The organism is Aeromonas sp. FDAARGOS 1417, from assembly GCF_019046985.1.
Lineage (GTDB): Bacteria > Pseudomonadota > Gammaproteobacteria > Enterobacterales > Aeromonadaceae > Aeromonas > Aeromonas veronii.
Window position 1 is genome coordinate 3206408 of record NZ_CP077221.1, and the last position, 24761, is coordinate 3231168.

The window sequence follows — 24761 nt, forward strand, 5'->3', positions numbered from 1 at the left end:
CGGGCGTGCCTCACAGTGATCCCTTAACAGGAAACATCATGAAAAAAGTTCTATTTTTCCTTGCTGCCATGCTGATGATCCCCATGGTTCACGCCGCCCCCGAGTTCAAGGAAGGCGTCAACTACGATGTGGTCAAACAGACTGGCAGTGCCCAGCCGGAAGTGATGGAGTTTTTCTCCTACTACTGCCCGCACTGCGCTACCTTCGAACCGATCGTTGAACAGTTGAAGGCCGGGTTGCCAGAGGGTGTGCCCCTCAAGAAGAACCCGGTTGCTTTCCTCGGTCGCGAGATGGGCCCCGAGATGCAGCGTGCCTACGCTGTTGCCAGCCTGCTCAATGCCGAAGCCAAGCTGACTCCGACCATCTTCACCAAGATCCACACCCAGCGTCAGCCGCCGATGAGCCGTGACGATGTGAAGAAGATCTTCGTGGACAACGGCGTACCGGCTGAAGAGTTCGACGGTGCCGTCGACAGCTTCGCCGTCTCCGGCATGGTCTCCCAGTTCGATCGCAACACCGAGAGCTACAACATTCGTGGTGTACCGGCCTTCCTGGTGAACGGCAAGTACATGGTGAAGATTGAATCCATCACCTCTCAAGAGCAGTTCAACAAGCTGGTGCAGTTCCTGCTGGCCAAGAAAGACTGATACCCCTTGAGTCGATAAAAAAGCCCGCCGGTGCGAACCGGCGGGCTTTTTGTTTTCTGGTGATCGGGAAGATCAGACCCCGACGTGGAACGCCTGTTTGAGGTTGCGGATAAACTCCGCATCCCGACAGAGGGTCTTGCCCGGACTGTCGGAGATCTTGGCGACTGGGCCGCCATTGCACTCGATCAGCTTGAAGACGATGTTCATCGGGCTGACACCGGGCAGATCGCAGGTGAGCTTGGTGCCGATGCCGAAACTGGTGTTGATGCGGCCACGGAAGTGACGGAACAGCTGCACCGCCTTGTCGAGGTTGAGCCCGTCGGAGAAGACCAGAGTCTTGTCGGTGGGGTCGATGCCGAGGCGCTGATAGTGGCTAATCGCCTTCTCGCCCCACACTACGGGATCGCCGGAGTCGTGGCGCAAGCCCTGGTAGCTGCTGGCCAGCTCGAAGTCGAAGTCCCGCAGGAAGGCATCCATGGTGATGCAGTCGGTCAGGGCGATGCCAAGATGGTCGGTGAACTCGTCCAGCCAGCTGGTGAGGGCGGCGCGCTGGCTGTGTTCCAGCGGGAAGCCGAGCTGCTGGTGCGCCTGGAACCACTCATGGGCCTGGGTGCCGACCGCGGGCAGCTTGTACTTCTGGGCCAGCATGTAGTTGCTGGTGCCGCGAAACGCCGGCAGCCGCTCCTTGAGGCGACCCACTACCGCATCCTGTACCGCGTGAGAGAAGCGGCGGCGGGTGCCGAAGTCGATGAGGTTAAACTCGCTCATCTCGTCGCTGCTCAGCTCCTTCTCCAGCTTGTCGATCTTCTGATCGAGCCGCTCCAGCGCGTGGCTGACGCCGAACTGGGGGTAGCGGAAGCGGTTGCGCATCTCGCTGATGATGGCGAGCACCGGGATCTCCCACAGGATCACATCCTGCCAGGGGCCCTCGACCCGCACATTGATGCGGCCATCCTGCTCGAACACTTTGAGTAGCGAGGCGTCGAGCGGCTTGCGGCGCAGGTGGTCGAGGTAGTCAGGGGTGAAGAAGGGACGCTCGGCCAGAAAATCGAGCTCTGGCCTGGTCAGTCGCAGGGATCCGGCGAGGCGCAGTTGCTCCTCGATCTGCCCCATCATGGGCAGCAGATCCTCTTCATTGCGGCTGTGAAACTCGGCCACCACCTCGGCATCCGGATAGCGATGGAACACCGCCTGCTGCATATGCAGCTTGTAGGCGTCGGTGTCGAGCAGGCTGGTGAGGATTGGGGGCATATCAGGCTCCTCGCAGACTGGTGAGCACGATGGAGCTCCCCTGCCGCATATGTAACGTGCAGGCGTCGGTGTCGAGCAGGCTGGTAAGAATCGGTGGCATATCAGGCGTCCAGCAGGCGTTGTACATCGATCAGGGTCTGGGCCAGTTCGGCGCCAGCCTCGATCATCTGGGTGTGGGCGCTGGCAACCGTCTCGGGGGCGATGCCACGGCAGGCATCGAGATGGACGATCACCCGGAAACCGGCGCGACGCAGTTGCAGCACGCTGGTTTTGACACAGTAGTCGGTGGCGAGGCCGCCGACCAGTACGGTATCGACCTTGCGGGCTTGCAGGAATTCGATGAGTCCGGTGCTGCGCCGTTCTGCCAGGTCGTGGAAGCAGGTGCCGTAGGGATGGAGATCCGGTTCGACCCCCTTCCAGACGAAGAAGTCATAGTCGATGGGGGCGGGCAGGCCGTCGAGCAGTTCGAAGCCTTTGCTACCCGGTACGCAGTGCACCGGCCAAGTGAGGTCGGCGTTGGGCAGGTCCAGCGGCAACAGCATGCCTGCGGGGTCAGAAACGGCCCAGTCGGCATTGGCGGGGTGAGAGTCCTTGCTGCCGATCCGCAGCGTGGCGAGGGTGGCCTGAGCGTTGAGCGCAGCCACAATATCATCACCGCCCGCGACGGGCAGTTCGTTCGGGCAGAGGGGGGTAAAGCCCTTCTGCGCATCAATATCCAGGCTGGCGACGGTTCCCATGATTGGCTCCTGCACATACTATTCGTGTGATATTATCTACCAAACATTAATGGAAGGCGAGCAGGGCGATCGGCATGCTGAGAATGAGTCTGGATATGGTGGTGCTGCGGTTGCATGAGGAGCGGCTCGAGCTGCTGCTTGAGACCCGCGATCGCCCCCCCTTTGCCCACTGTTGGCAACTGCCTGCGCTGCGCATCGACGAGACCCGGGATCGGGATCTGGATGCCGCCCAGCGCCGTCTGCTGGCGGAGTGGGGGCTCGGTCACTGCTATAGCGAGCAGGTCTGCACCCTCGGCAATCTGGAGCGGGACCCCCGCGGCTGGTCCACGACCCTGGTCTATCTCTGTCTGGTGGATCCGGAAGTGGAAGCGATCCACGGCTGCTGGCATCCGCTCGCCAACCTGCCGGGGCTGAGCCTCGCCTTCGACCATGTCCAGCTTATCGCCAAGGGGCTGGAGCGGCTGCGGATCAAGAGCCGCTACAGCACCCTGCCGCTGCAACTGCTGGGGCCCGAGTTCACCCTATCCGAGGTGCAGCGCGCCTTCGAAATCATCCTGCAAACACCCATGAATACGGCGGCATTTCGCAAGCGGATCCATCGCGCCGACATTCTGGTGGATACCGGCCGCAAGCGCACCGGCAAACAGCGCCCCGCCATTCTCTATCGGCTGGAGAGCCCCTGCTGCGTGATGTTCGATCAGGTGATGCATGGAGCGGAAGCATGAGTGAGACCGGCGTGCACAAGGTGCTGGTGAGTGCCTGCTTGCTTGGTCAGCCGGTGCGTTACGACGGTCAGAGCAAGGGGATTGTCAGCGACTGGCTGAGTGAGCTGGGTGCCGAGGGGCGGGTGCTGGCCTTCTGCCCCGAAGTGGCTGGCGGTTTGCCGACCCCACGCCCCCCTGCCGAGCGACAGGGCGAGCTGGTAGTGACGGCGAGCGGGCTGGATGTGACTGAAGAGTTTGATCGCGGCGCCGAGCTGGCGTTGGCTATTTGTCAGGCGCAGGGCATTCGCTTCGCCCTGCTGAAAGAGGGGAGCCCCTCATGTGGTAGCGGCCGTATCTATAACGGCCGCTTCGAAGGTGTTTCTGTGGCGGGCGAGGGCAAGACCACTGCCCTGCTGCGCCGCCACGGGATTACAGTCTTTTCCGAAGATCAGTTGGCCGAGTTGGCCTCGGCACTCTCTTTGGATTCCTCCCCGGATTTGGCGGCAACTGGCAGCGGTGACTGACCGCTCTGCCACCCCTCCAGCACCTCGTCCTTCTCCTGCCAGCGCTGGTTTAGCCACTCCTGAAAACCGCGCTTGAACTGCTTGTCGTTGAAGTAATCTCCAATCAGCTGCTCATTCACCGGCAGCTCCTCAATCCGCACCTGAATGCGTTTTACCCGCCCCATCAGGAAGTCCTTGAACGGGGTCTCGGCGTTCTCCGGATAGCGGATGGTGACGTTGATCAGGCTGTCGAACTGCTCGCCCATGGCTGCCAGCGTAAAGGCCAGCCCCGCCGCCTTGGGCGGCATCAGATGGCGGTAGCGGGAGCGTGATGCGTCCCGTTTCTGCTCGGTGAAGCGGGTCCCTTCCACGAAGTTGATGACGGTAGTGGGGATGTGGCGAAACTTCTCGCAGGCGTTGCGGGTGGTCTCGATATCCTTGCCGCGCAGATGGGGATTTCTTAACAGAAACTCTCGCGAATAGCGGCGCATAAAGGGCATATCGAGCCCCCAGCAGGCGAGCCCCAACAGCGGGATGTAGATCAGCTCGTGCTTCATAAAGAACTTGGGCACCGGCAGCCGATCCCGGAACAGGTGGCCGAGCACCACGATATCGGTCCAGCTCATATGGTTGCTGATGATGAGATACCAGCCATCCTTGCGCAGCTTGGTATTGTCCTCCACCTGCCATTCAATACGGGTGGTGAGGCGGATCACCAGCGCATTGCAGGCCAGCCACAGTCTCATGAAGCGGTTGTTGAGGCGGCTGCAGGCGCGACCAAAGGCCGGGATCGGCAGCAGCAGTTTGGCCAGCGACACCAGCAGGATCAAGCTGGCGCACAAGGCGGTGAAAAGGATGGTCAGGCCCGCGCTGATGATCAGCACCAGGGGGCCGGGAAGCAGGGATAGCATGAATGTTTACTGCGCCTTGGTTGCCAGTAGTTGGCTCAGGGTCTGGTCCTTTTCGTGCCAGATCCCGTTCAACCACTGTTGAAACTCTTGTTGGAACTCGGGGTCATTGAAGTAATCCCCCACCAGCTTGCGGTCGATCGGCAAATAGCGGACCTGAACCTTGATTTGCCCGACCCGGCCACACATGAAGTCCCAGTAGCTGGGAATGCCGTCCGGATAGGCGATGGTGACATCCACCAGTTGATGCAACTGATCACCCATGGCGGCCAGGGTAAAGGCGATGCCCCCCGCTTTCGGGAGCAGCAGATGACGATAGGGTGAGCCCTGCTTCTGATGCTTGCTGCCGGTGAAGCGGGTGCCTTCGACGAAGTTCATCACACTCACCGGAATGTGGCGGAACCTGGCGCAGGCCTTACGGGTCGTTTCAATGTCTTTTCCCTTCAGATGGGGATGTTTTTCCAGAAATTTCCTGGAATATCGCCGCATGAAGGGGAAGTCGAGCGCCCACCATGCCAGACCGAGAAAAGGTACCCAAATCAGCTCTTTCTTCAGAAAAAACTTCAGGAAGGGGATTTTTTGGTTAAAAACCCGCTGCAGTACCAGTATGTCGACCCAGGATTGATGGTTGGCAATCACCATATACCACTCATTCCGGCGCCCTTTGTCCACTCCGACCACCTCGAAAGGGGTTTTGATGATGGTTTTCTGGATCAGATTGTTGAAACCGATCCAGCAGCTGGCACAGCCATCCAGCAGCCAGTTGCAGAGGGTGCGCCACCCCTTGAGGGGGAGCAGGAGCTTGAGCAGACCCAGCGAGAAGATGGGGACAAACCAGAAGAGGGTGTTGAAAAAATAGAGCAGGGTGGAGAGGCTGCCGCGCAGTCGCTCTGTCAGCTTGTTGGGCATGAGTCGGGTCCGTCTTGCTGTCGATAAAGGGCCATCAAGTGGTCAGATCTGTGGCCATAATATCAGCCGATTGCCCGTGAGACCATTCAGAGCCGTTACGGGGTCGGACTCACCCTTTCCCTTCTGTCAGCTGCTGCGCAGTCGCGACAGCAGCCGGTCCATGGCGCGATAACCGAGCGCCTCGATAAGATGCTCCTTGCCGATGGCGGATTGCCCGGCCAGATCGGCGATGGTGCGTGACACACGCAAAATGCGGTGCCAGGCCCGGATGCTGAGCCCCAGCTTCTGGATGGCATTCTCCAAAAATTCGGCATCTTGCGGTGATAGTCGGCAAATATCCTCTATCTCGCGGCTATCAAGCAGGTTGTTGAGCTTGCCGTTACGGCTCAGCATGCGCTCTCGCGCCGCCAGTACCCGATCGCGGATCTGCTGGCTCGACTCCCCCCGCTCCGCCTTGCCGGTCAGGCTCCCCTTGGGCAGCAGCGGCACCTCAACTGTCAGGTCGAAGCGGTCGAGAAAGGGGCCGGAGAGTTTGCCGAGGTAGCGCAAGATCTGATCCGGGCTGGAGCGGGTCTGGCCGTCACCATAGTGGCCGCAGGGGCTGGGGTTCATGGCGCCGACCAGCTGGAAGCGGGCGGGAAAATCGACCTGACGGGCGGCCCGGCTGATGGTGATGTGGCCCGTCTCCAGCGGCTCGCGCAGGGAGTCTAGCACCTTGCGCTCGAACTCCGGCAGTTCATCCAGAAACAGCACTCCGTTGTGGGCCAGGGATATTTCGCCGGGCCGCGGGTGGCTGCCACCCCCCACCAGCGCTACTGCGGAGGCACTGTGGTGCGGCGTGCGATAGGGTCTATGGTGCCAGTGGCCGGCGCGCGGAGTGAGGCCGCCGATGGAGTGGATGGCGGCGGTCTGCTGCGCCTCCTGCTCGCTCAGCGGCGGCAAGATGCCGGGCAATCGGCTCGCCAGCATGCTCTTGCCGGTGCCGGGCGGGCCGATGAACAGCAGGTTGTGGCTGCCGGCGGCGGCGATCTCCAGCGCCCGCTTGGCCTGTGATTGGCCGATCACATCCTGCAGGTCCGGCACATCGGGCAGGCTCTCCGCGCTTTGGGGATCCGGCAGCGGCAGTTCGTACTGGCCTGCCAGCCAGGCGGTGACGGCCAGCAGTTGGTGGGCGGTGCGCACCTCGGCATCCTGAATGAGAGAGGCTTCCGGGCCGTTCTCTCGCGGTACCAGCAGGGTGCGTCCCGCATCCCGGCAGGCGAGTACGGCAGGCAGTACCCCGAGTACGGGACGAATTTCGCCGGTCAGAGCCAACTCACCTAAAAATTCGTGATCGAGCAGGTATTTTGCCGGTATCTGCTTGGAAGCGGCGAGAATGCCGATAGCGATAGCCAGATCGAAGCGGCCTCCCTCCTTGGGCAGATCGGCGGGGGCCAGATTGACGGTGATGTGTTTACTCGGGAACTCGAAATTGCCGTTGAGCAGGGCGCTGCGCACCCGATCTCGCGACTCTTTCACCGAGGTTTCCGGCAGGCCGACCATGTTGAAGGCGGGCAGGCCGTTGGAGAGGTGAACTTCCACCGTAACTTGCGGGGCCGCGATCCCGAGGCTGGCACGGCTATAAACCACAGCTAATGACATAAATCCCGTCCTTGAGTTGATATATGTTCTGACTAACTGCTTGTTGTTGGTTTTTTATTCCAGAGTTCCGGCTGAGGAATAGCCAAAATCAGTGGGTTGTCACAGAAAAAAGGCTTGCCCAATAAAAATCACCGTGCTAGTTCTAATAGCCATTCGCGGTAGAAACCGCCCCAATTTCACAGGATTTCCGGTTGTAACTATGAACATGGCCTCCCGTTTCGTCAGCATTATTGTGGTCCTAGTGGTGATTATTATCTCACCGCTCGGGGCTCGTTTAGCTGCACGGAACAAGGGATAGACCCACTACCGGACAGAACGAAACAAGCGACCCCCGAGCCTCACAGCTCGGGGGTTTTTTTTCGACCAAAGGACAGGATTTTCCACATGAACGGCGCGCAGTTTTTGGTACAGGCTCTCAAGAAACAGGGTGTGACCCAGGTGTTTGGTTACCCGGGCGGGGCCATCATGCCGGTCTACGATGCCCTGTATGACGGTGGTCTGGCCCATCAGCTTTGCCGCCATGAGCAGGGCGCCGCCATGGCTGCGGTCGGTTATGCCCGCGCCTCTGGTCAGGTGGGAGTCTGCATTGCCACCTCCGGCCCCGGCGCCACCAATCTGATAACCGGTCTGGCGGAGGCGCTGCTCGACTCGGTGCCGTTGGTGGCCATCAGCGGTCAGGTGCCTTGTGCCGCTATCGGCACCGATGCGTTTCAGGAGGTCGACGTGCTCGGCATGTCCCTCTCCTGCACCAAGCACTCCTTCATGGTGACTGATGCCGCCGATCTGGGACGCGTGTTGGCAGAGGCTTTCGCCATCGCCACCGAAGGGCGCCCCGGTCCTGTGCTGATCGATCTCCCCAAGGATGTGCAACTTGCTGCAGTGCCGCCCCAGAGCCCGCTGTTTGCAGTGGAGGAGCCGGAGGCGCTCAACCCCTCGGAGTTGACTGCTGCCCGCACCCTGCTGGCCGCCGCCAAGTGCCCGGTGCTCTACGTTGGCGGTGGGGTGGGCATGGCCAATGCCGAGCAGCAGTTGCGTGACTTTGCCGCCGCCACCGGCATGCCAGCGGTCACCACCCTCAAGGGGATTGGCGCGCTCGATCCCGACAGCCCTGTTTATCTGGGCATGCTCGGCATGCACGGCACCAAGGCGGCCAACTACGCGGTGCAGCAGTGCGATCTACTGCTGGTGGTAGGGGCTCGTTTCGATGATCGGGTGACCGGCAAGCTGGAGGAGTTTGCTCCCGAGGCCAAGGTGATCCATCTCGATGTGGATGCTGCCGAGTTCGGCAAGCGCCGCGCTGCCGAGGTGGGTATCACCACGGATCTCAAACAGGTGCTGCCGCGCCTCGCCATGACTCTCGACATTGCCCCCTGGCGTGAACACTGTGCCGCCATGGCCCGCGAATATGCGTTTCGCTACGACCATCCCGGTCAGGCCATCTATGCCCCGGCTCTGCTCAAACAGCTATCTGTCAAGTTGCCGGAGACCTGCGTGGTCGCCTGCGACGTGGGTCAGCACCAGATGTGGGTGGCCCAACACATGCGCTTCACCAGCCCGCGCAACCACCTCTCCAGCGCCGGTCTCGGCACCATGGGTTTCGGCCTGCCTGCCGCCATCGGCGCCAAGATGTCTCGCCCGGAGGATGAAGTGGTGCTGGTGAGCGGTGACGGCTCTTTCATGATGAACGTGCAGGAGCTCGGCACCATCCGCCGCGCCCAGCTCAAGGTGAAGATGGTGCTGCTGGATAACCAGCGCCTCGGCATGGTGCGCCAGTGGCAGGAGCTGTTCTTCGACGGCCGCTACAGCGAAACCATCCTCTCCGATAACCCCGATTTCGTCGCCTTGGCTGCCGCTTTCGGCATTCCGGGCGAGACCATCACATGCAAGGAGCAGATAGCCGGCGCCCTCGATCGCCTGTTGACAAGCGAGAGTGCCTATCTGCTGCATGTGGCTATTTCAGAGGAAGAAAACGTCTGGCCCCTGGTTCCGCCGGGAGTCGCCAACCACAAGATGATGGAGCAACGCCCATGAACCCGCACACCCTTGCCCAGCCAGCATTTGCACAGCACACCCTGTATATCCATGCCCAACCCAGACCCGAAGTGATGGAGAGGGTGCTGCGGGTGGTCCGTCACCGTGGCTTCAATCTCTGCGCCTTGAATATGGAGCAGGATTGCCAACAGCTGCGGATCACGGTTACTGTCGAGTCGGTGCGTCCCATCCAGCAGTTGTGGAGCCAGCTGGTGAAGCTGGTGGACGTCTCCCGGGTCGATGCACTGGAACAGCAACCCCGGATCAGAGCTTAAGGAGCAAAGCCAATGTCACAGCCTTCCCAATCAGCCTCTCAACCCAAGTACATCTGGTTCAACGGCAAACTGGTGCCCTGGCAGGATGCCCAGGTGCACGTGATGAGCCACGCCCTGCACTACGGCTCCTCGGTGTTCGAGGGGGTGCGTGCCTACGATACCCCCAAAGGCACCTGCATTTTCCGTCTGCAGGAGCACACCCGCCGCCTGTTCGACTCCGCCAAGATCTACTGGATGGACGTCCCCTACAGCGAGTCCGACGTGAATGAAGCCTGTCGCACCGTGGTGCGCGAGAACGGCCTGAAGAGCGGCTATCTGCGCCCGCTGGCCTTTGTCGGCAACGTGGGGCTGGGGCTGCATCCGCCGCTGGATGCCAAGGCCGACCTGATGGTGGCGGCCCTGCCGTGGGGCGCCTATCTGGGGGAAGAGGGACTGAAAAACGGGGTGGATGTCTGCGTCACCTCCTGGAACCGGCTCGCCCCCAACACCATTCCCACCGGCGCCAAGGCCGGGGGCAACTATTTGTCATCCCAGCTGATCAGCCGCGAGGCCAAACGCAACGGCTTCGCCGAGGGGCTGGCGCTGGATGTGAACGGTTACCTGAGTGAAGGGGCGGGGGAGAACCTGTTTCTGGTGAAGAATGGCGTGCTGTTCACCCCGCCCGCTACCGCTGCCATCCTGCCCGGCATCACCCGCGACACCATCATGACGCTGGCCCGTGATCTGGGTTACGAGGTGCGCGAGCAGGCACTGCCCCGTGAGGCGCTCTATGTGGCGGACGAGATCTTTATGACCGGCACCGCCGCCGAGGTGACCCCGGTGCGCTCAGTCGATCGGATGAAGGTGGGCGCTGGCAGCCGTGGCCCGGTGACAGAGCAGCTGCAGAATGCCTTCTTCGGCCTGTTCAATGGCCAGACCGAAGACAAGTGGGGCTGGCTGACGCCCGTCAACGACTGATGAGAGAGGGGAGGTGTCATGCCTCCCCGAGTCGCTTCCGGTGAGCGCTTCCCAGAGGAGTCTTCACCAAGATCGATTCCGATCCACTTGTATCATCACCGTATAACGCATCTAGCCCATATGGGCATTCAGGGAGTAGAGACATGCCGAAGTTGAGATCCGCCACCACCACCCACGGACGTAACATGGCCGGGGCACGCGCCCTGTGGCGTGCCACCGGAATGACCGATCAGGATTTCGGCAAGCCCATCATCGCCGTGGTCAACTCCTTCACCCAGTTCGTGCCGGGCCACGTTCACCTCAAGGATCTGGGCCAGCTGGTGGCGCGCGAAATCGAAGCAGCGGGTGGTGTTGCCAAGGAGTTCAACACCATCGCCGTGGACGACGGCATCGCCATGGGCCACGGCGGCATGCTCTATTCCCTGCCATCCCGGGAGCTGATCGCCGACTCGGTGGAGTACATGGTCAACGCCCACTGCGCCGACGCCATGGTCTGCATCTCCAACTGCGACAAGATTACCCCGGGGATGTTGATGGCCGCCCTGCGCATCAACATTCCGGTGATCTTCGTCTCCGGCGGCCCGATGGAAGCGGGCAAGACCAAGCTCTCCGACCAGATCATCAAGCTGGATCTGGTGGACGCCATGATCCAGGGCGCCGATCCCAAGGTCTCCGATGCCCAGAGCGAACAGGTGGAGCGCAGTGCCTGCCCCACCTGCGGCTCCTGCTCCGGCATGTTCACCGCCAACTCCATGAACTGCCTGACCGAAGCGCTCGGCCTCTCCCAGCCGGGCAACGGCTCCATGCTGGCAACCCACAGCGATCGCGAGCAGCTGTTCAAGCTGGCGGGCCAGCGCATCGTGACTCTGGCCAAGCGCTGGTATGAGCAGGACGATGCCTCGGCACTGCCGCGCAATATCGCCACCAAGGCGGCGTTCGAGAACGCCATGGCGCTCGATATCGCCATGGGCGGCTCCACCAATACCGTGCTGCACCTGCTGGCGGCGGCGCAGGAGGCGGGCGTCGACTTCACCATGGCCGATATCGACCGCATGTCCCGCAAGGTGCCCCAGCTGTGCAAGGTGGCGCCCTCCACCCAGAAATACCATATGGAAGATGTGCACCGTGCCGGTGGCGTAGTGGCCATTCTGGGCCAGCTGGAAAAAGCGGGTCTGGTGCATGGGGATACCCGTACCGTGCTGGGTTGCTCCCTCGTCGAACAGCTCGATGAATATGATGTCAGCCGCCAGCCGAGTCAGGAGGTGGTGGACTTCTACCGCGCTGGCCCGGCCGGGATCCGCACCACCAAAGCGTTCAGTCAGGATTGCCGCTGGCCGGAGCTGGATCTGGACAGAGCCGAAGGGTGCATCCGCTCGCTGGATAACGCCTACAGCCAGGAGGGCGGTCTGGCGGTGCTCTCTGGCAACCTCGCGGTCAATGGCGCCATCGTCAAGACTGCCGGTGTGGATGAGGAGAACCTCACCTTCCGTGGCCCGGCACGGGTGTTCGAGAGCCAGGAGAGCGCGGTGAACGGCATTCTGGATGGCACAGTGAAAGCGGGCGAGGTGGTGGTGATCCGCTACGAAGGGCCGAAAGGGGGCCCAGGCATGCAGGAGATGCTCTACCCCACTACCTATTTGAAATCCATGGGATTGGGCAAGGCGTGTGCCCTGATCACCGACGGCCGCTTCTCCGGCGGCACCTCGGGTCTCTCCATTGGCCACGTCTCGCCGGAGGCCGCTTCCGGCGGCACCATAGGTCTGGTGGAGGATGGCGACATCATCAGCATCAACATCCCGGCCCGCAGCATGGTGCTGGAGGTGGCCGATAGCGTGCTGGCTGCCCGCCGCGTCGCCGTCGAGGCTCGGGGCTGGAAGCCGCTCGATCGTCAGCGTCAGGTCTCCTTTGCCCTGCGCGCCTACGCCATGTTCGCCACCAGCGCCGACAAGGGCGCGGTGCGCGATCGCACCCTGTTGGGGGAATAAATCATGGTCTCTGCGGCTGATTATCTACGCAAGGTGTTGCTCTCTCCCGTCTATGAGGCGGCGCGGGTCACCCCCTTGCAAACCCTGAAGAAACTCTCCGAGCGACTCGGCAACCATGTCAGCCTGAAGCGGGAGGATCTGCAACCGGTCCACTCCTTCAAGCTGCGCGGCGCCTACCACAAGATCGCTACCCTGACCGAGGAGCAGAAGGCGCGCGGCGTTATCGCCGCCTCTGCTGGCAACCACGCGCAGGGGGTCGCCCTGTCGGCCGCCAAGCTCGGTATTAAAGCGATCATAGTGATGCCCAAGACCACGCCGGACATCAAGATCGACGCGGTGCGCCGTCAGGGCGGCAACGTCATGCTGTTCGGCAACAGTTTCGACGAGGCCTACGGCGAGAGTCGCCGCCTCGCTGAATTGGAGGGTTACACCCTGATCCCGCCGTTTGACGACGTCGAGGTGATCGCCGGGCAGGGCACCATCGGCAAGGAGCTGCTGGAGCAGGATACCCACCTCACTCACGTCTTTGTGCCGGTGGGCGGTGGCGGGTTGGCCGCCGGGGTGGCGGTCTATATCAAGCAGCTGCTGCCGGATGTGAAGGTGATCGGGGTGGAGGCGGAGGGCTCCGCCTGCCTCAAGGCCGCGCTGGCGGCCGGCGAGCCGGTCAATCTGGAGCGGGTCTCGCTGTTTGCGGACGGGGTGGCGGTCAAGCGCATCGGCGAAGAGACCTTCCGCCTGTGCAACCAGTATCTGGACGAGGTGGTGACCGTCTCCAACGACCAGATCTGCGCTGCGCTGAAAGATATCTTCGATGACTGCCGCGCCATTGCCGAGCCGTCGGGCGCCCTGTCGTTGGCTGGCCTCAAGGCCTACAGCGAGCGGGAGCAGGTCAAAGGGGGGCGGATGGCGGCCATTTTGTCCGGCGCCAACGTCAACTTCCACAGCCTGCGCTACGTGTCGGAGCGCTGCGAGATCGGCGAGAAGCGCGAGGGCATGCTGGCGGTGACCATCCCCGAGCGCAAGGGGGCCTTCCTCGACTTCTGCCGTCAGCTGGGACCCCGCATGGTGACCGAGTTCAACTATCGCTACGCCGATGCCGAGCAGGCGTCGCTGTTCGTCTCGGTGCGCCTCACCGGCGGTGACGAGGAGCTGGGCCAGATCATCGATCAACTCGGCGGCAACGGCTATCCGGTGGTCAACATGACCGAGAGCGAGCTGGCCAAGAACCACGTGCGTTACATGATTGGCGGCCGCCCGGCCCGACCCCTCGGTGAACGTCTCTACAGCTTCAAGTTTCCGGAGCAGCCTGGCGCCCTGATGCGCTTCCTCGAGACCCTCGGCTGTCGCTGGAACATCAGCCTGTTCCACTACCGCAACCACGGCGCCGACTATGGCCGGGTGCTCTGCGCCTTCGAGCTGCCAGACGAAGACGTGGCCGCCTTCCACGACTACCTGCACGAGATTGGCTACGGCTGGAAAGAGGTGAGCGACGACCCCGCCTACCGGCTGTTCCTGGCCAGTTGAGCAAGGGGGGCTTCAACAACTCATCAGGAGGGAGGCGTTATGCCCAGCTTGTTTTTAAATTGAGCAATAAATATTGTTTTCATCAAAACAATCAAGCGTCATGAAATGACGCTTGATTGCAGATAATGCCTCTAGCAAGAGTTAGGAATTTCAATCTTTTCGCTTAGAGGTCATTATGTTGCAGTTGCTGGATAATCGTGTTGTATTTCCCGTTTCCTCTATTTTCCCCAAAGGGGCCTCTTTTCATATTGATCAGATGCCGCAACTTCTCAATACATTCAATCACTCTGTCGATACTGAAACAGCAAAACAGAGCGTCTCTCTCTGGATAGAGAGTGGCTTCGAGGCAGAGATGATGGAGCCATTATTGCATGCTGTCATTGTGACCTTTGGGGGCGGCTATCGGATCTGGGGCCGTAGCTCGACACACTTCATCGATAACCAGCGCGATTATAATCTGATACTTAAACAAGCTTATGTATTAGCCAGTCGACTAGATTTTGGGTGCTTGAAAGAGATAAAAAAAATCAAAGGTATTGGCGATACTTATGCAACCAAGTTCGTCCGATTCTTTAATGATAACTTTCCTGTGCTCGATTCCCGTATCCGCGAAGCGGGTGACTATGGCTGTAGTGATGAGCAATACAAGCACTATCATCATTTTTGCACCATCTTGGCTAGAGCTACATCTATGAGTTTAGCTGATGTTGAATCGTGCATTTTTTGCTTTATTCAAGTCAGTACAAGCAATAAAAAAATTTGGACTCAACATCATCAACTAAAACGAGAGTTATTTGTTCAGTGACATTGACCTGACCTGTATTGGCATACTTGTGGAAAGATGACATCAATATGTCAAGTAGCACTGATACACAAACGCCAGTTCCGATTTTCTACATACTACATAAAAATGAAAAGCATTCCCAAAAGGAATATTAAATGCATGAGTTATTAAAAGAAAGTAATAATGGTGTCGCGCTCTATGATGCTTTCTCTCATTATATAAATACACTAATGGAAAATGACCTGTGGAAGTCAGGAAGTGTAACCAATAAAAGGGTTTTTTGGGAAGATGGCAAGTTGGCAAGAGAGCAAGACAAGGAAATTTTTAATTCACCAGGTATATATATATGGGGCGGAGACCATTCCCCTGTTTACATAGGTAAAACGACGACAAGCTTCAAGAAGCGATTTGGGCGATACATATGGGGAAGCAAATCCCAGTGTAATTTGGCAAAAAAATATGCCCCACTTCTCCTTGAGTGCGGACTCGCCGGCTTTCCCATTGAGATCCGTGACTGGTATCGAAAAAACCATGGAAATAGTCTTGTGCGACTCAATGGTTCTCTGAGATTTGCTCAGGAGGGTATCGATAAAATTTGGTTCGCCTTGTTACCCGTAAATAACATTGATGAAATTGATTTTCTTGAAAAACAGCTAATAAAAATTGCACAGGAGTGGAATTCAAATAATGAAAGGCAACCACTTATAAACGTAAACTTTAACGCAAGTTAAATTCAAGTGAATATCCTGTTGTACAGATCTAGTTATCGCCTGACACCGGCATCAAACCGGTGTTTTGTTTACGCTACTTTAGTGCGCACTTCCTTCGGTATCAATTTCAGACCCTTCTTGAACATGTTGTAGGGGATTTGACCCTCCATCATCATTTTGCATCGACAGGTGCCGATGGCGCTCCACGGGCAGTGGCGAGGGCTCAGCCTGCTCTATCCTATGGAGCGACTATTTGAGGCTTATGTTGCTCGCCAACTGAGGCGTCAGCTCCCCTCAGGTCTTGGCCTGAAAACTCAATCGAGCGCTGAATATCTTTGCCACTATGGTCAGCTGGGTCATGCTGAGGGAGCCATGTTTCAGCTAAAGCCGGATTTGCTGCTGGAAGGGCACGCCAGCCTGCGGGTCATGGATACCAAGTGGAAACGGCTCGAGCAGGATAATCGTCGAGACAAGTTCGGCCTTTGCCAGCAAGATTTTTATCAAATGCTGGCCTATGGGCAGACCTATCAGAAGGGGGTGGGGGATATGCTCCTTATTTACCCCAAATGGCGTGGGCTGAACCGGGTCATTGGACTATTCTTGTTGGCTAATGCGGCCAGGCAGCCTTTGCGGCTCTGGGCCGTACCGTTTGACCTGGATTCCGGGCAGATGCACCTTCCCGATGAGATACGTTCGTCGTCACGGCAGCCCGTGGCCAGCTAGCGGACAGCATAATTGGCCAGCCCTTTACGCAGTCTGGCCAGCATGGTGTCGCGCAAGTCGGGCGGAGATATCACCTCGCTGATATCTGCAATAGACATCAGCCACCAACACAACTCCTCCGTGTCATTGACGGTGGCATGGATGATGAAATGGTATGAGCCGTCTGGTTCGATGCGCTGATTTTCACTTAGCCAGCTCTCTTGCAGGTGATACCCCTTGATATAATCCACTCGCAATGCCAGCTCAATGCTGCGGTGTCGGGCGAAGGCCAGGTTCCCCTTGGCCAGATAGTCGGTAAGACTAAATCCCGGGGGCGTGGTGGCTGGCTTATCAATGATTTCGATCTGGGTTGCTCTATGGAGGGCAAAGTTTCGATATTCCCCGTTATCTACAAGCGTTGCGATGAGATAGAGGGTTGACCCCTTGGTTACCAGGGCAAGAGGATTAACCAGATAATGCTTGGCCACGTTTGGCGGGCGGGGGGTATATTCGATATCGATAACCCGTTTTTCCAGCAGCGCCTGTTCGACACCTTCCAGTACCAGCGTATTCACTTTGGGTGGACATAACTGAAAACCTGCCGGATGGGAGGCAATGCAGTTGGGCCACATCGCCAGCTTTTCGTGGGAATTGGCGAGCCGCTGCTCCGCTTGGGCAAAGAAATCGGCCAGATTACCTTGTAACTGGCGTGGCAACAGCCCCTGAAGGTGTTGCTTGGCCATACAAAGTGCCAAGGCTGTACTGGGCGTCATATCCAGCCAACCTTTACTGCCTTGTTTGCGTGACCAGCGATACGGACGCACTGTCTCATCGCTGAGGATGCTATGACGGCAGCTCAGGCTCTCCAGATCGCGCTGCACTTTGCGCAGTGTGACATCAAAGCCATCGCGCTCCAGTTTGAGTACGATTTCTGTCGTAGAAATTGATTGGGGTTCGTAAGGCAAATAGCTAAGGATGGCGAAATGGCGTTGGGTTTGGGTATCGGACATGGCAATGGAGTCAGAGCCTATTGAAGAGGGGGCATACTAGCCCCCGGTTTTAGTCTGACTCAAGTGACGCGTTGATATTTTCTGAACCAGAGCCAAGTTTGTTGCCAGAACAAGCTGTTGTTAGGTCTGATGTCATTTAACTCTTACGATTCCACCACGATGATCGACCTGAATACGCACCAATTTTCGGCAATTGCGACACTGGCCGACACCGGTACCATTACGTGCTACGGCGGTGGAAACTGTGGTTGTCGTACCACAATGTGGACAGAGGATGGTGAAGTAATGACTCATTGAACTCTCCTGCTAACTTGGTTGCTGTGATGTGTGCAACGTTATAAACGGGAGTTGCGTCACTCAGAGTTGTTGCGGCAAGCGTCACCGGATGACGTCAGTGTGTTATTCAATAACTGCCAGCCGATTAACCCGGAATGTTCCCATGCTGATGTTGATTACCGAGTCGCCGCCAATAGGTGTTGAGCCTGAAGGCATCCTTTATCGCACCCCGGATGAGTTGGCACATACAGATGCCAATACCCCTGTTGCTGTAGTGATTGACCTGGCGCCTCCCTCTCTCGCCTTTTTGGAATGGGTGGCAAACCGCACCAGGATTACTATCTGGTTATCCCCCTCGTTTCTGACCCCGGAACACCAGTCACAGCTACATGCTCCTGGGGTTGATGGGGTGGCTGTTATCAATTGGTTGTATGGCTGGATGGCACCGGATGATTATTTGCAACCAGGTCAATGTCATGAGGTTCAGACATTATTGCAGTCTCATCGTTATGGTTGGTTGTTGGCGCAGAATGATTTGCCGCGCCATGCCGCGTCTCTGCAAGGAATTGATTACTCACTGAGGATTGCTTCAGAGGAGGAATGCATGGGGATGACGTTAGAGGATTTTGAGAACCAGTATCAGGAACTTAAAGCATTGCTGGCACCCAAGGTGTTACACAATGCCCTGTTTAACTACTTACCGCAGGAAAGTTGCTTATTGCTGTCGAGGCATCCACGTCATGTCTTGCTCTGATAAAGCTAAAAAGCGGCGATTGGCGCGACTATGCAATCTCGGGATTGAATTCTATTACGGGGTCGGGTTGTCATGTGAGCGTAAACAGATCGATAAAAACCACGCTCGCCAATTGTGGCTACAGGGGGCGAGCGAAGGCTGTGCCGATGCCATGAATATGTTGGCGGGCACCAGTGAACACCCGATGGAAGGCCGCCACTGGTATGAGGCCGTTGCGCAGCCGGGAAGCGCAATCGCTATGTGTGCCCTGGGCGATATCCACTCTCTGGCAGGAGAGTGGGAGCAGGCAAACGCCTGTTTTCTGCAGGCAGCACAATCCGGGTCAGATAGTGCGATGTATTCTCTGGCTTTCAACATCCAGCATGGGCGGGGGGACCGTCAGGATGAGAGGTTGGCGATGTATTGGTATCGCCGGGCGGCAACCAGGGGGCATACATGGGCTATTTACTGCCTTGCCAGATTGCTTGAGTCCGGATCGCCGGCAGAGCAGAAGGCATCTCGTGAATGGCTCAAGAAAGGTGTCAGTTTGCGGCATAAGGCGAGTGTCATGTGTTTTGCTTTACTGGAAGCCAAGAAGGGTAAGCGGGGGATTCAATGGTTAGAGATGGCATGTGTGATGCGGCATGTAACGGCAATTTCCTGGCTGGTTCGAGAAGTTGAGCAGGGAAGGCTTGCCCTAAGGGGGGACGTGACTTGCTGCCAGCTACTTACCTTGATTAGCGAGCTGTCATCCTTGCCTGATGACCTGTTGCCTGAAGAGCGATGTTTCTTGCCCTCAGATTATTGGGCCGAGATCACCCCCATGATTGATCAACAGTTGCCAGCTTGGCCGTTGGTACAAAACAGACCACTTTCCATACACCTGCCTCTCTCAAGCTGCTGGATGAAGATATAGCCAGCCGCTACGACTACCTGTGCGAGATTGGCTACGGCTGGAAAGAGGTGAGCGACGACCCCGCCTACCGGTTGTTCCTGGCTAGTTGATGCTGCGATGAGGAAAGAGGGAGGCGTTGGCCTCCCTCAGTTTTTAGGCTGCAACTGGCCATTTTTGTCTTAGCCATTGAAATCCATGAGCCAGCACCATCAGTAGCAGGGTTCCGGGTAGTACCGTTTGCCACAGGAAGGCTGGCTCTTGTCCTGTCATCAGGATCAGTAAGGGATTGGCGCCCGCTGGAGGGTGGAGGATATTCAGTCCCTGCATCAGGGCGATGGCCAGCCCGGTTGCCAGCGCCATCTGCACTTCTGCGGGGAGGGGAAGCATGCCGATCACCAGTCCGACGCAGGCCGTCAGCAGGTGACCGCCCAGCACGTTTTTGGGGCGCGCCAGCGGACTATCTGGCAGGGAAAACAACAACACACAGCTGGCCCCGAAAGGTGCCATGACTAGCGCGACATGCCAGCTCAGATTGAGCCATCCCAATATGCCGATGGTGAGTGCGGCGCCCACGCCTGCCCATAACGGGCCATACCATTTTGTCATCATGCTTTCCTCTTGGTTTGCCAGAACTGATTAGGCACATTAGGTAGACAGATCGGTGTACTTCAAGAGGCAAATCATGAGTGAGAAGCGTCAACAACTGGTGGCGACGGCCTACCGTCTGTTCAACCGTCATGGCTTTCATGCCACCGGCATAGATCGTATCTGGGCCGAGGCGGGGAGTACCAAGCGCACCCTCTATCGCCACTTCCCGACCAAGGATGCCTTGATTGAGGAGGTGCTGCTCGCTCGTGACCGGGAGTTTTTCGCCTTGCTTGACCAGCGGCTGGCCGGTGTGAGCGGACGTGAAGCTCGTCTGCAGGCGCTGTTTGACGGCTTTGCAGAGTGGTTTGGCCGCTCTGATTTCTATGGCTGCAACTTTATCAACGCCAGTGCCGAGTTTGCCGACCCGCGCCATCCGGTGCGCAAGCTGGTGATGGCCCACAAGCAGGCGTTACTGGGCTGGGTGATAAACCAGCTCAACTGTTCTCTGGCACAGGCCACCGAGCTTTGCCTGTTGCTGGAGGGGGCGATCGTGATGGCTCACAGCTATCAGCAGCCACTGGCGCTGGAGCAGGCCAGAATGCTGGCAAAGACCATTTTGACCGACGATACCGCGATAATGCAGGCCGCTTCACACTCCTGAACTGCTGGTCATTTGAGGCTGCGTTCGGATGGGATACCCTGAATAGCGGAGAGGCCGCCTGACGGCTTCACACAGGGAAAGTGCGCACTCAGGCGCCCATAACGACTTATTGCAGAGGCGAAAATATGAATAAATCCATGCTTGCCGTATTGGTCAGTGGTTTGCTGGCGGCCGGAGCCGTGCAGGCCGCCGCTCAGGACAATACCTGGTATGTCGGTGGCAAGGCCGGTTGGTCAAAGTATTTTGACGTCGATCAGAAGCAGGTGGTTTCCAGCACCTTGGGAGCGCTCGGCAACACAGGTACTAGCCAAGATGCTCTTGGATTGGGGGCGTTTGCCGGGTACCAGGTTAACCCTAATCTGGCGTTTGAGCTGGGTTATGACTGGTTTGGCAAGTACACCTCATCCGGTGAGATGAGTGGGGTCAAGATCGAAGGTGAAGCTAAGAGCCAGATGATTCAGGCCACCATGAAGATCAGCTTCCCGGTTAACGATGTGTTCGATCTGTATAGCCGGATTGGTGGTGGCTATGCCTGGACCAATAGTGAGCTATCAGCCCGCACTGCTACCGATTTCATCAAGGAAAGTGGTAACAAGCATGGCGCCGCCTTCGTTGGTGCGCTGGGTGCCGAATATGCCATCGATCGTGACTGGGCCGCCCGTCTGGAGTACCAGTACACTACGCCGTTGGGTGATGCGTCTCTCGATCGCTCCGGTATCGAGATGGATAACGGCCTGATTTCGTTCGGGATGCTCTATCGCTTCGGTCAGCAAGGTGGCGAGGTCGTAACACCGGCGCCCGCTCCGGCCGCCGAACCGGCACCTGTAGCCGTGGTGGAGCCCAAAACCTTCAGCCTGAGTTCCGATGTGCTGTTCGAGTTCAACAAGGCGACCCTGAAGCCGGCTGCCAATCAGGCGCTCGATGCCCTGTTCAGTCAGATTGTGGCGGCCAATCCGAAAGATGGCGTCGCAACCGTCATCGGTTATACCGACCGCATCGGCTCAGACAACTACAACCTGGCCCTTTCCGAGAAGCGGGCTCAGAGCGTGGCCAGCTATCTGGTATCCAAAGGCTTGTATGCCGACAAGGTACGGGTCGAGGGGCGTGGCAAGGCCAATCCGGTCACTGGCAACAGCTGTGCCAGCCGCTCCAAGCAAGAGCTGATCGCCTGTCTGGCACCGGATCGCCGGGTGGAAATTCATCTGGAAGGGGTTTCCCAGCCTGTCCAATAAGCAGAGCGACGGGAGCAATAAATGTAAAAACGGGAGGCTTGGCCTCCCGTTTCTTATGGGGTGTTTACGATATCGAGCCTCAGAGCCCGAACAGCGGGCGCAGGCGAATGCCGATGAGGCTGCCCGCGAGGGCCATCAGCATCCAGACCCAGCCGTGCAGGCTGCCAGAGGCTGTGCCATCGAAGAAGCCGCCGAGGTTGCAGGCGGCGTACATGGCGCCCATCCCCATCAGCAGACCGCCGATGATTGAGGCCAGACTGTTGCCGAGTCGCATCGGGGCGAAGTTACCACCACCGCTCAAACAGCGCGCCAGCATGGCCCCCAGAATGCCGAGCCAGAACATGCCGACCATGGGATTGATGAAGAGTGGCTGGGCCAGCTTGGGGTTCCCCTCGAACAGGCCAAACAGGGAGGCTCCGCGCAGCGCCATGTCATAGACGGCGCCGGTGATGGTCCAGGCCGAGCCGTGCAGAGCGACCACGGACGAGTTAAGCAGGGCGATGATGATGCCGCCGGTCAGCACGGTGAAGCGGCCATCGCGCCAGAACAGATTGCTGCCGCTGAAGAGGGGCTTGAGCTCGCCGGTGCGCTTGAGTTCGCTCTTGCGAAACAGCAGGAACAGCGCAGCGACCAGCGCCAGGTTGAGCAGCATGCCGCTCCAGATATTGCCGGTCAGATCCCGGGCCAATACCACATGGCTGGAGAAGGTGGCCTCCAGTTCGGGGCGGAACTGGTTGCTGATAAGGGTGCCGATGCCGTAGCAGATCAGCACCAGCCAGAAGCGGGGTTGTCCCTCGCCGCAGCAGTAAAGAGTGCCGGTGGCGCAGACGCCAGCCAGCTGCATGCCGATGCCGAACAGGAAGGCACCGACGATGAAAGGAATGCCGATAGCCATCACGTTACCCACCATGGCATCGCCAAACAGGGCGTGGCTAAAGGAGAGGAAGGTGGTGAACAGCAGAATTTCGATGGCGATGGTGAGCAGGTGAACCCGCACGTAGTAGCTGTTGCGCTTGGTCAGCATTTCGCGCCAACCGAATACGATGCCGAAGCGACTGAAGGAGAGGGTGAAGCCGAAGCCGAATCCGATCAGGGCCATCAGAGCCCATTTCATACCAAAGGTGTTGCCAAGCCAGAGTAACGCTCCCCCCGCGATTACCACGATGGGGAGCGACCATTTTCGAGTCATGTCAGTTGATCCTTGAAGTTGGTTTTTAGAGGGGCGGATCCTATTCCCTCACGGAGTCTAATGCTACCCATTTAACCAGTGCAGAGAAAAAGGGGGGCGCTGACTCCCGTCAGCGCCGGGGATCAATGGCGAGTGGTGTCGAGATGGAAGTGGTGAGTCTGCCTGGTCAGGATGCGGGCGTGCTGGGCGACCATGGTCGCCTCTTCGGCGGCCTGACTGGCGCTCTGGTTGGCCTCGGCCGCCAACCGCGACATCTCCCCGACCTGATGGTGGATCCCCTGCACCAGCCGGGTCTCATCGCTCATCAACTGATCGACCTGAGCGATGCGCTGATTGATCTCCTCGCAGCTCTGCGCGATCCGGGCGACGCTCTGGCGCGCTGTCATCGTGTGAGTGACCGCTTGTTCGACCCGTGCCAGTTCGGTATCCATCTCGCTGGCGGCGCGCAGGCTGACATCCTGGATCTTGCCGATGATGGTGTTGATCTCGGTGGTGGCGCTGCCGGTGCGGGTCGCCAGCGAGCGCACTTCATCGGCTACCACGGCAAAACCGCGCCCTTGTTCACCTGCCCGCGCCGCTTCAATGGCCGCGTTCAGCGCCAGCAGATTGGTCTGCTCCGCAATATCGTGAATGGCGCCCGCCAGCCCGGCAATCTGCTGCGAGAGGCCAGCCAGATCCGAAATGGTCTGGGAGACCTGCTTCACTCCCGTGACTTGTTCCCCGATCACCTGTTCCACGGTGTGGATGGCGAGTGTCGCCTCTTGTGCCCGCTCTGCTGACTGCAGGGTTTGCTCCCCCACCTGATGCAGCTGGCTACCCGCCTGTTCAATGGAGTGGGTGAGCTGTTCGATGGCCTGTTCGATATGGTGGGCCGCCCCGACCTGCGCCTGACTGTCATCGGTGTGCCGTTGTGCCATGGTGGTCAGGCTGGTGGCGCGATCATCCAGCGTACTGGCGCTGCGTTGCAGCGATTCCACCAGGGTTGCCAGCTGGTCACGCATGGCCCCGATCTGGCGGATCAGCTCGCCGATGGCATCAAGGCCCGGCTCTGGCATGGGGCGGTTCAACTCCCCTTCGGCGATGGCGGCGGTGGCCTTGCCTGCGGCCAGCAGTCGCTGTTGGGTGGGGCGTCCCAGCCAGAAGATGAGTCCGGCCCCCAGCAGTGCAGCGCACAACAGCAGGCCGTAGCAGAGTCGAGTGGTGTTGGCGAGATGGGCCATTTGCTCGGCGGCATACTCGTTGCCGCGGATGACGGTGGCGTCCACCCCTAGCCGGTGGGCGTTATAGAGGGTGTGCAGGCGTGCTGCAAGCGCGCCCGCCTGCGCCAGATCCCCCGCCTTGATGGCGGGGACAAACTTGTCGTTGAGCAACTGCCAGAACAGTTCCCCCTGCACTTTTTGCTCTCCCAGCAGCAGCTCCCTGAGGGGCTCGTTCAGGCTGCTCTCTTGCCAGAAGCGGTTACGGCTCTCGAACTCTTGCTGCAGTCGGGCGAGGGTTTGCAGCAGGGCCTCCCGCTCCTCCGGTTTGGCATGGAGCAGGGTGTAGACCTGCAACTGGGATTCGATGAGGTAGAGAGGCGGCGGCAGAATATCGGCTACCACATCCTTCCCCTGTCCCATCTGGTCGGCTGCGCTCCGGACCGAATAAAGCCCGAAAAAGCTGATGGAGATCAGCGTGATAATGACCATGATCCCCAGAACCTGACCAAAAAGCAGGGATCTGTCGTGAATGTGCTTGAGCATGTTGCCTCCATTCGGCTCCGTTCATGGATAGCATAGCTCTCTGGCGGGATAGTGAGACTCGGATGTGGTCTGTTGATGGCGAGTCGGCTCTGGAGAAGGGGGAAGTCGCAGTCTGAAGGCCGCTGGTGGCACGAAAAAGAACCCCGGCTGATGAGCCGGGGTCGCTG

24 protein-coding genes are annotated in these 24761 nt (G+C 58.8%); 15 read left to right on the forward strand and 9 right to left on the reverse strand.

Annotation, left to right across the window (positions count from 1 at the left end; all coding sequences use genetic code 11):
• Positions 1 to 38 precede the first annotated feature (38 nt).
• Positions 39 to 647 (forward strand): thiol:disulfide interchange protein DsbA/DsbL, encoded by a 609-nt coding sequence (locus tag I6L47_RS14750; RefSeq protein ID WP_216947699.1) that lies wholly within the window; start codon positions 39 to 41, stop codon positions 645 to 647.
• Positions 648 to 719: 72 nt separating this feature from the next.
• Here I6L47_RS14750 and pncB read toward each other — a convergent pair whose 3' ends face one another.
• Both pncB and I6L47_RS14760 read right to left on the reverse strand, forming a co-directional pair.
• On the reverse strand, positions 720 to 1898 hold the full coding sequence (gene pncB, locus I6L47_RS14755) for a nicotinate phosphoribosyltransferase (protein ID WP_005342020.1): 1179 nt from the start codon (positions 1896 to 1898) through the stop codon (positions 720 to 722).
• A 101-nt stretch (positions 1899 to 1999) separates the two neighbouring features.
• Positions 2000 to 2635: a nicotinamidase gene (locus tag I6L47_RS14760; RefSeq protein ID WP_042055347.1), complete on the reverse strand. Its 636-nt coding sequence runs from the start codon at positions 2633 to 2635 to the stop codon at positions 2000 to 2002.
• A 74-nt stretch (positions 2636 to 2709) separates the two neighbouring features.
• On the opposite strand from I6L47_RS14760, the gene I6L47_RS14765 reads away from it, so the two are divergent.
• Both I6L47_RS14765 and I6L47_RS14770 read left to right on the forward strand, forming a co-directional pair.
• Positions 2710 to 3360 carry a DNA mismatch repair protein MutT gene (locus tag I6L47_RS14765; protein WP_005339607.1) on the forward strand — a complete coding sequence of 217 codons (651 nt, stop codon included), beginning with the start codon at positions 2710 to 2712 and terminating at the stop codon, positions 3358 to 3360.
• Positions 3357 to 3863: a DUF523 domain-containing protein gene (locus I6L47_RS14770; protein ID WP_216947700.1), complete on the forward strand. Its 507-nt coding sequence runs from the start codon at positions 3357 to 3359 to the stop codon at positions 3861 to 3863. Before I6L47_RS14765 ends, I6L47_RS14770 begins: the two co-directional genes overlap by 4 nt.
• Here the strand turns inward: I6L47_RS14770 and I6L47_RS14775 are convergent.
• From I6L47_RS14775 to I6L47_RS14785, 3 genes are all read right to left on the reverse strand, one after another.
• Entirely contained in the window at positions 3788 to 4753 is a 966-nt protein-coding gene (locus I6L47_RS14775; RefSeq protein ID WP_216947701.1) for an acyltransferase, read from the reverse strand. The two genes, I6L47_RS14770 and I6L47_RS14775, sit on opposite strands and share 76 nt — an antisense overlap.
• A 6-nt stretch (positions 4754 to 4759) precedes the next feature.
• Positions 4760 to 5659, reverse strand: coding sequence for an acyltransferase (locus I6L47_RS14780; RefSeq protein ID WP_043823224.1), 900 nt, complete (start codon positions 5657 to 5659; stop codon positions 4760 to 4762).
• Positions 5660 to 5785: 126 nt separating this feature from the next.
• The gene (locus I6L47_RS14785) at positions 5786 to 7300 is read right to left on the reverse strand and encodes a YifB family Mg chelatase-like AAA ATPase (protein WP_216947702.1); all 1515 of its coding nucleotides are present in this window, start codon (positions 7298 to 7300) and stop codon (positions 5786 to 5788) included.
• Positions 7301 to 7684: 384 nt separating this feature from the next.
• On the opposite strand from I6L47_RS14785, the gene ilvG reads away from it, so the two are divergent.
• From ilvG to I6L47_RS14825, 8 genes are all read left to right on the forward strand, one after another.
• Complete coding sequence (gene ilvG / locus I6L47_RS14790; RefSeq protein WP_216947703.1) at positions 7685 to 9331, forward strand: acetolactate synthase 2 catalytic subunit; 1647 nt, start codon at positions 7685 to 7687, stop codon at positions 9329 to 9331.
• A complete protein-coding gene (gene ilvM, locus I6L47_RS14795) occupies positions 9328 to 9606 on the forward strand; it encodes an acetolactate synthase 2 small subunit (protein WP_201992665.1) in 279 nt (92 codons plus the stop codon). The genes ilvG and ilvM overlap by 4 nt, the downstream gene beginning before the upstream one ends.
• Positions 9607 to 9618: 12 nt before the next feature.
• Positions 9619 to 10563 carry a branched-chain amino acid transaminase gene (locus tag I6L47_RS14800; RefSeq protein WP_216947704.1) on the forward strand — a complete coding sequence of 315 codons (945 nt, stop codon included), beginning with the start codon at positions 9619 to 9621 and terminating at the stop codon, positions 10561 to 10563.
• Between the two features lie 143 nt (positions 10564 to 10706).
• Positions 10707 to 12548 carry a dihydroxy-acid dehydratase gene (ilvD, locus tag I6L47_RS14805; protein ID WP_216947705.1) on the forward strand — a complete coding sequence of 614 codons (1842 nt, stop codon included), beginning with the start codon at positions 10707 to 10709 and terminating at the stop codon, positions 12546 to 12548.
• Positions 12549 to 12551: 3 nt separating this feature from the next.
• A complete protein-coding gene (ilvA, locus tag I6L47_RS14810) occupies positions 12552 to 14072 on the forward strand; it encodes a threonine ammonia-lyase, biosynthetic (protein WP_011707857.1) in 1521 nt (506 codons plus the stop codon).
• A gap of 175 nt (positions 14073 to 14247) precedes the next feature.
• Positions 14248 to 14877, forward strand: coding sequence for a hypothetical protein (locus tag I6L47_RS14815; RefSeq protein ID WP_216947706.1), 630 nt, complete (start codon positions 14248 to 14250; stop codon positions 14875 to 14877).
• 134 nt (positions 14878 to 15011) lie between these two features.
• The gene (locus tag I6L47_RS14820; RefSeq protein WP_216947707.1) at positions 15012 to 15587 is read left to right on the forward strand and encodes a hypothetical protein; all 576 of its coding nucleotides are present in this window, start codon (positions 15012 to 15014) and stop codon (positions 15585 to 15587) included.
• A gap of 174 nt (positions 15588 to 15761) precedes the next feature.
• Positions 15762 to 16289, forward strand: a complete 528-nt coding sequence (locus I6L47_RS14825) for an McrC family protein (protein ID WP_254204752.1) — start codon at positions 15762 to 15764, stop codon at positions 16287 to 16289.
• Here I6L47_RS14825 and I6L47_RS14830 read toward each other — a convergent pair.
• Positions 16286 to 17278, reverse strand: coding sequence for a YafY family protein (locus I6L47_RS14830; protein ID WP_216947708.1), 993 nt, complete (start codon positions 17276 to 17278; stop codon positions 16286 to 16288). The two genes, I6L47_RS14825 and I6L47_RS14830, sit on opposite strands and share 4 nt — an antisense overlap.
• Before the next feature lie 439 nt (positions 17279 to 17717).
• On the opposite strand from I6L47_RS14830, the gene I6L47_RS14835 reads away from it, so the two are divergent.
• Complete coding sequence (locus tag I6L47_RS14835) at positions 17718 to 18308, forward strand: hypothetical protein (protein ID WP_216947709.1); 591 nt, start codon at positions 17718 to 17720, stop codon at positions 18306 to 18308.
• Positions 18295 to 19203: a tetratricopeptide repeat protein gene (locus tag I6L47_RS14840; RefSeq protein ID WP_216947710.1), complete on the forward strand. Its 909-nt coding sequence runs from the start codon at positions 18295 to 18297 to the stop codon at positions 19201 to 19203. The genes I6L47_RS14835 and I6L47_RS14840 overlap by 14 nt, the downstream gene beginning before the upstream one ends.
• Positions 19204 to 19335: 132 nt before the next feature.
• Here the strand turns inward: I6L47_RS14840 and I6L47_RS14845 are convergent, their stop codons facing one another.
• The gene (locus tag I6L47_RS14845; protein ID WP_149153812.1) at positions 19336 to 19788 is read right to left on the reverse strand and encodes an HPP family protein; all 453 of its coding nucleotides are present in this window, start codon (positions 19786 to 19788) and stop codon (positions 19336 to 19338) included.
• A 76-nt stretch (positions 19789 to 19864) separates the two neighbouring features.
• On the opposite strand from I6L47_RS14845, the gene I6L47_RS14850 reads away from it, so the two are divergent.
• Both I6L47_RS14850 and ompA read left to right on the forward strand, forming a co-directional pair.
• Entirely contained in the window at positions 19865 to 20431 is a 567-nt protein-coding gene (locus I6L47_RS14850; RefSeq protein WP_040067639.1) for a TetR/AcrR family transcriptional regulator, read from the forward strand.
• 125 nt (positions 20432 to 20556) lie between these two features.
• Positions 20557 to 21663 (forward strand): porin OmpA, encoded by a 1107-nt coding sequence (gene ompA / locus I6L47_RS14855; protein WP_216947711.1) that lies wholly within the window; start codon positions 20557 to 20559, stop codon positions 21661 to 21663.
• A 79-nt stretch (positions 21664 to 21742) separates the two neighbouring features.
• Here ompA and I6L47_RS14860 read toward each other — a convergent pair whose 3' ends face one another.
• Both I6L47_RS14860 and I6L47_RS14865 read right to left on the reverse strand, forming a co-directional pair.
• Complete coding sequence (locus I6L47_RS14860) at positions 21743 to 22852, reverse strand: YeeE/YedE thiosulfate transporter family protein (RefSeq protein ID WP_216947712.1); 1110 nt, start codon at positions 22850 to 22852, stop codon at positions 21743 to 21745.
• 122 nt (positions 22853 to 22974) lie between these two features.
• Positions 22975 to 24594, reverse strand: coding sequence for a methyl-accepting chemotaxis protein (locus tag I6L47_RS14865; RefSeq protein WP_216947713.1), 1620 nt, complete (start codon positions 24592 to 24594; stop codon positions 22975 to 22977).
• Between the last annotated feature and the right edge of the window lie 167 nt (positions 24595 to 24761).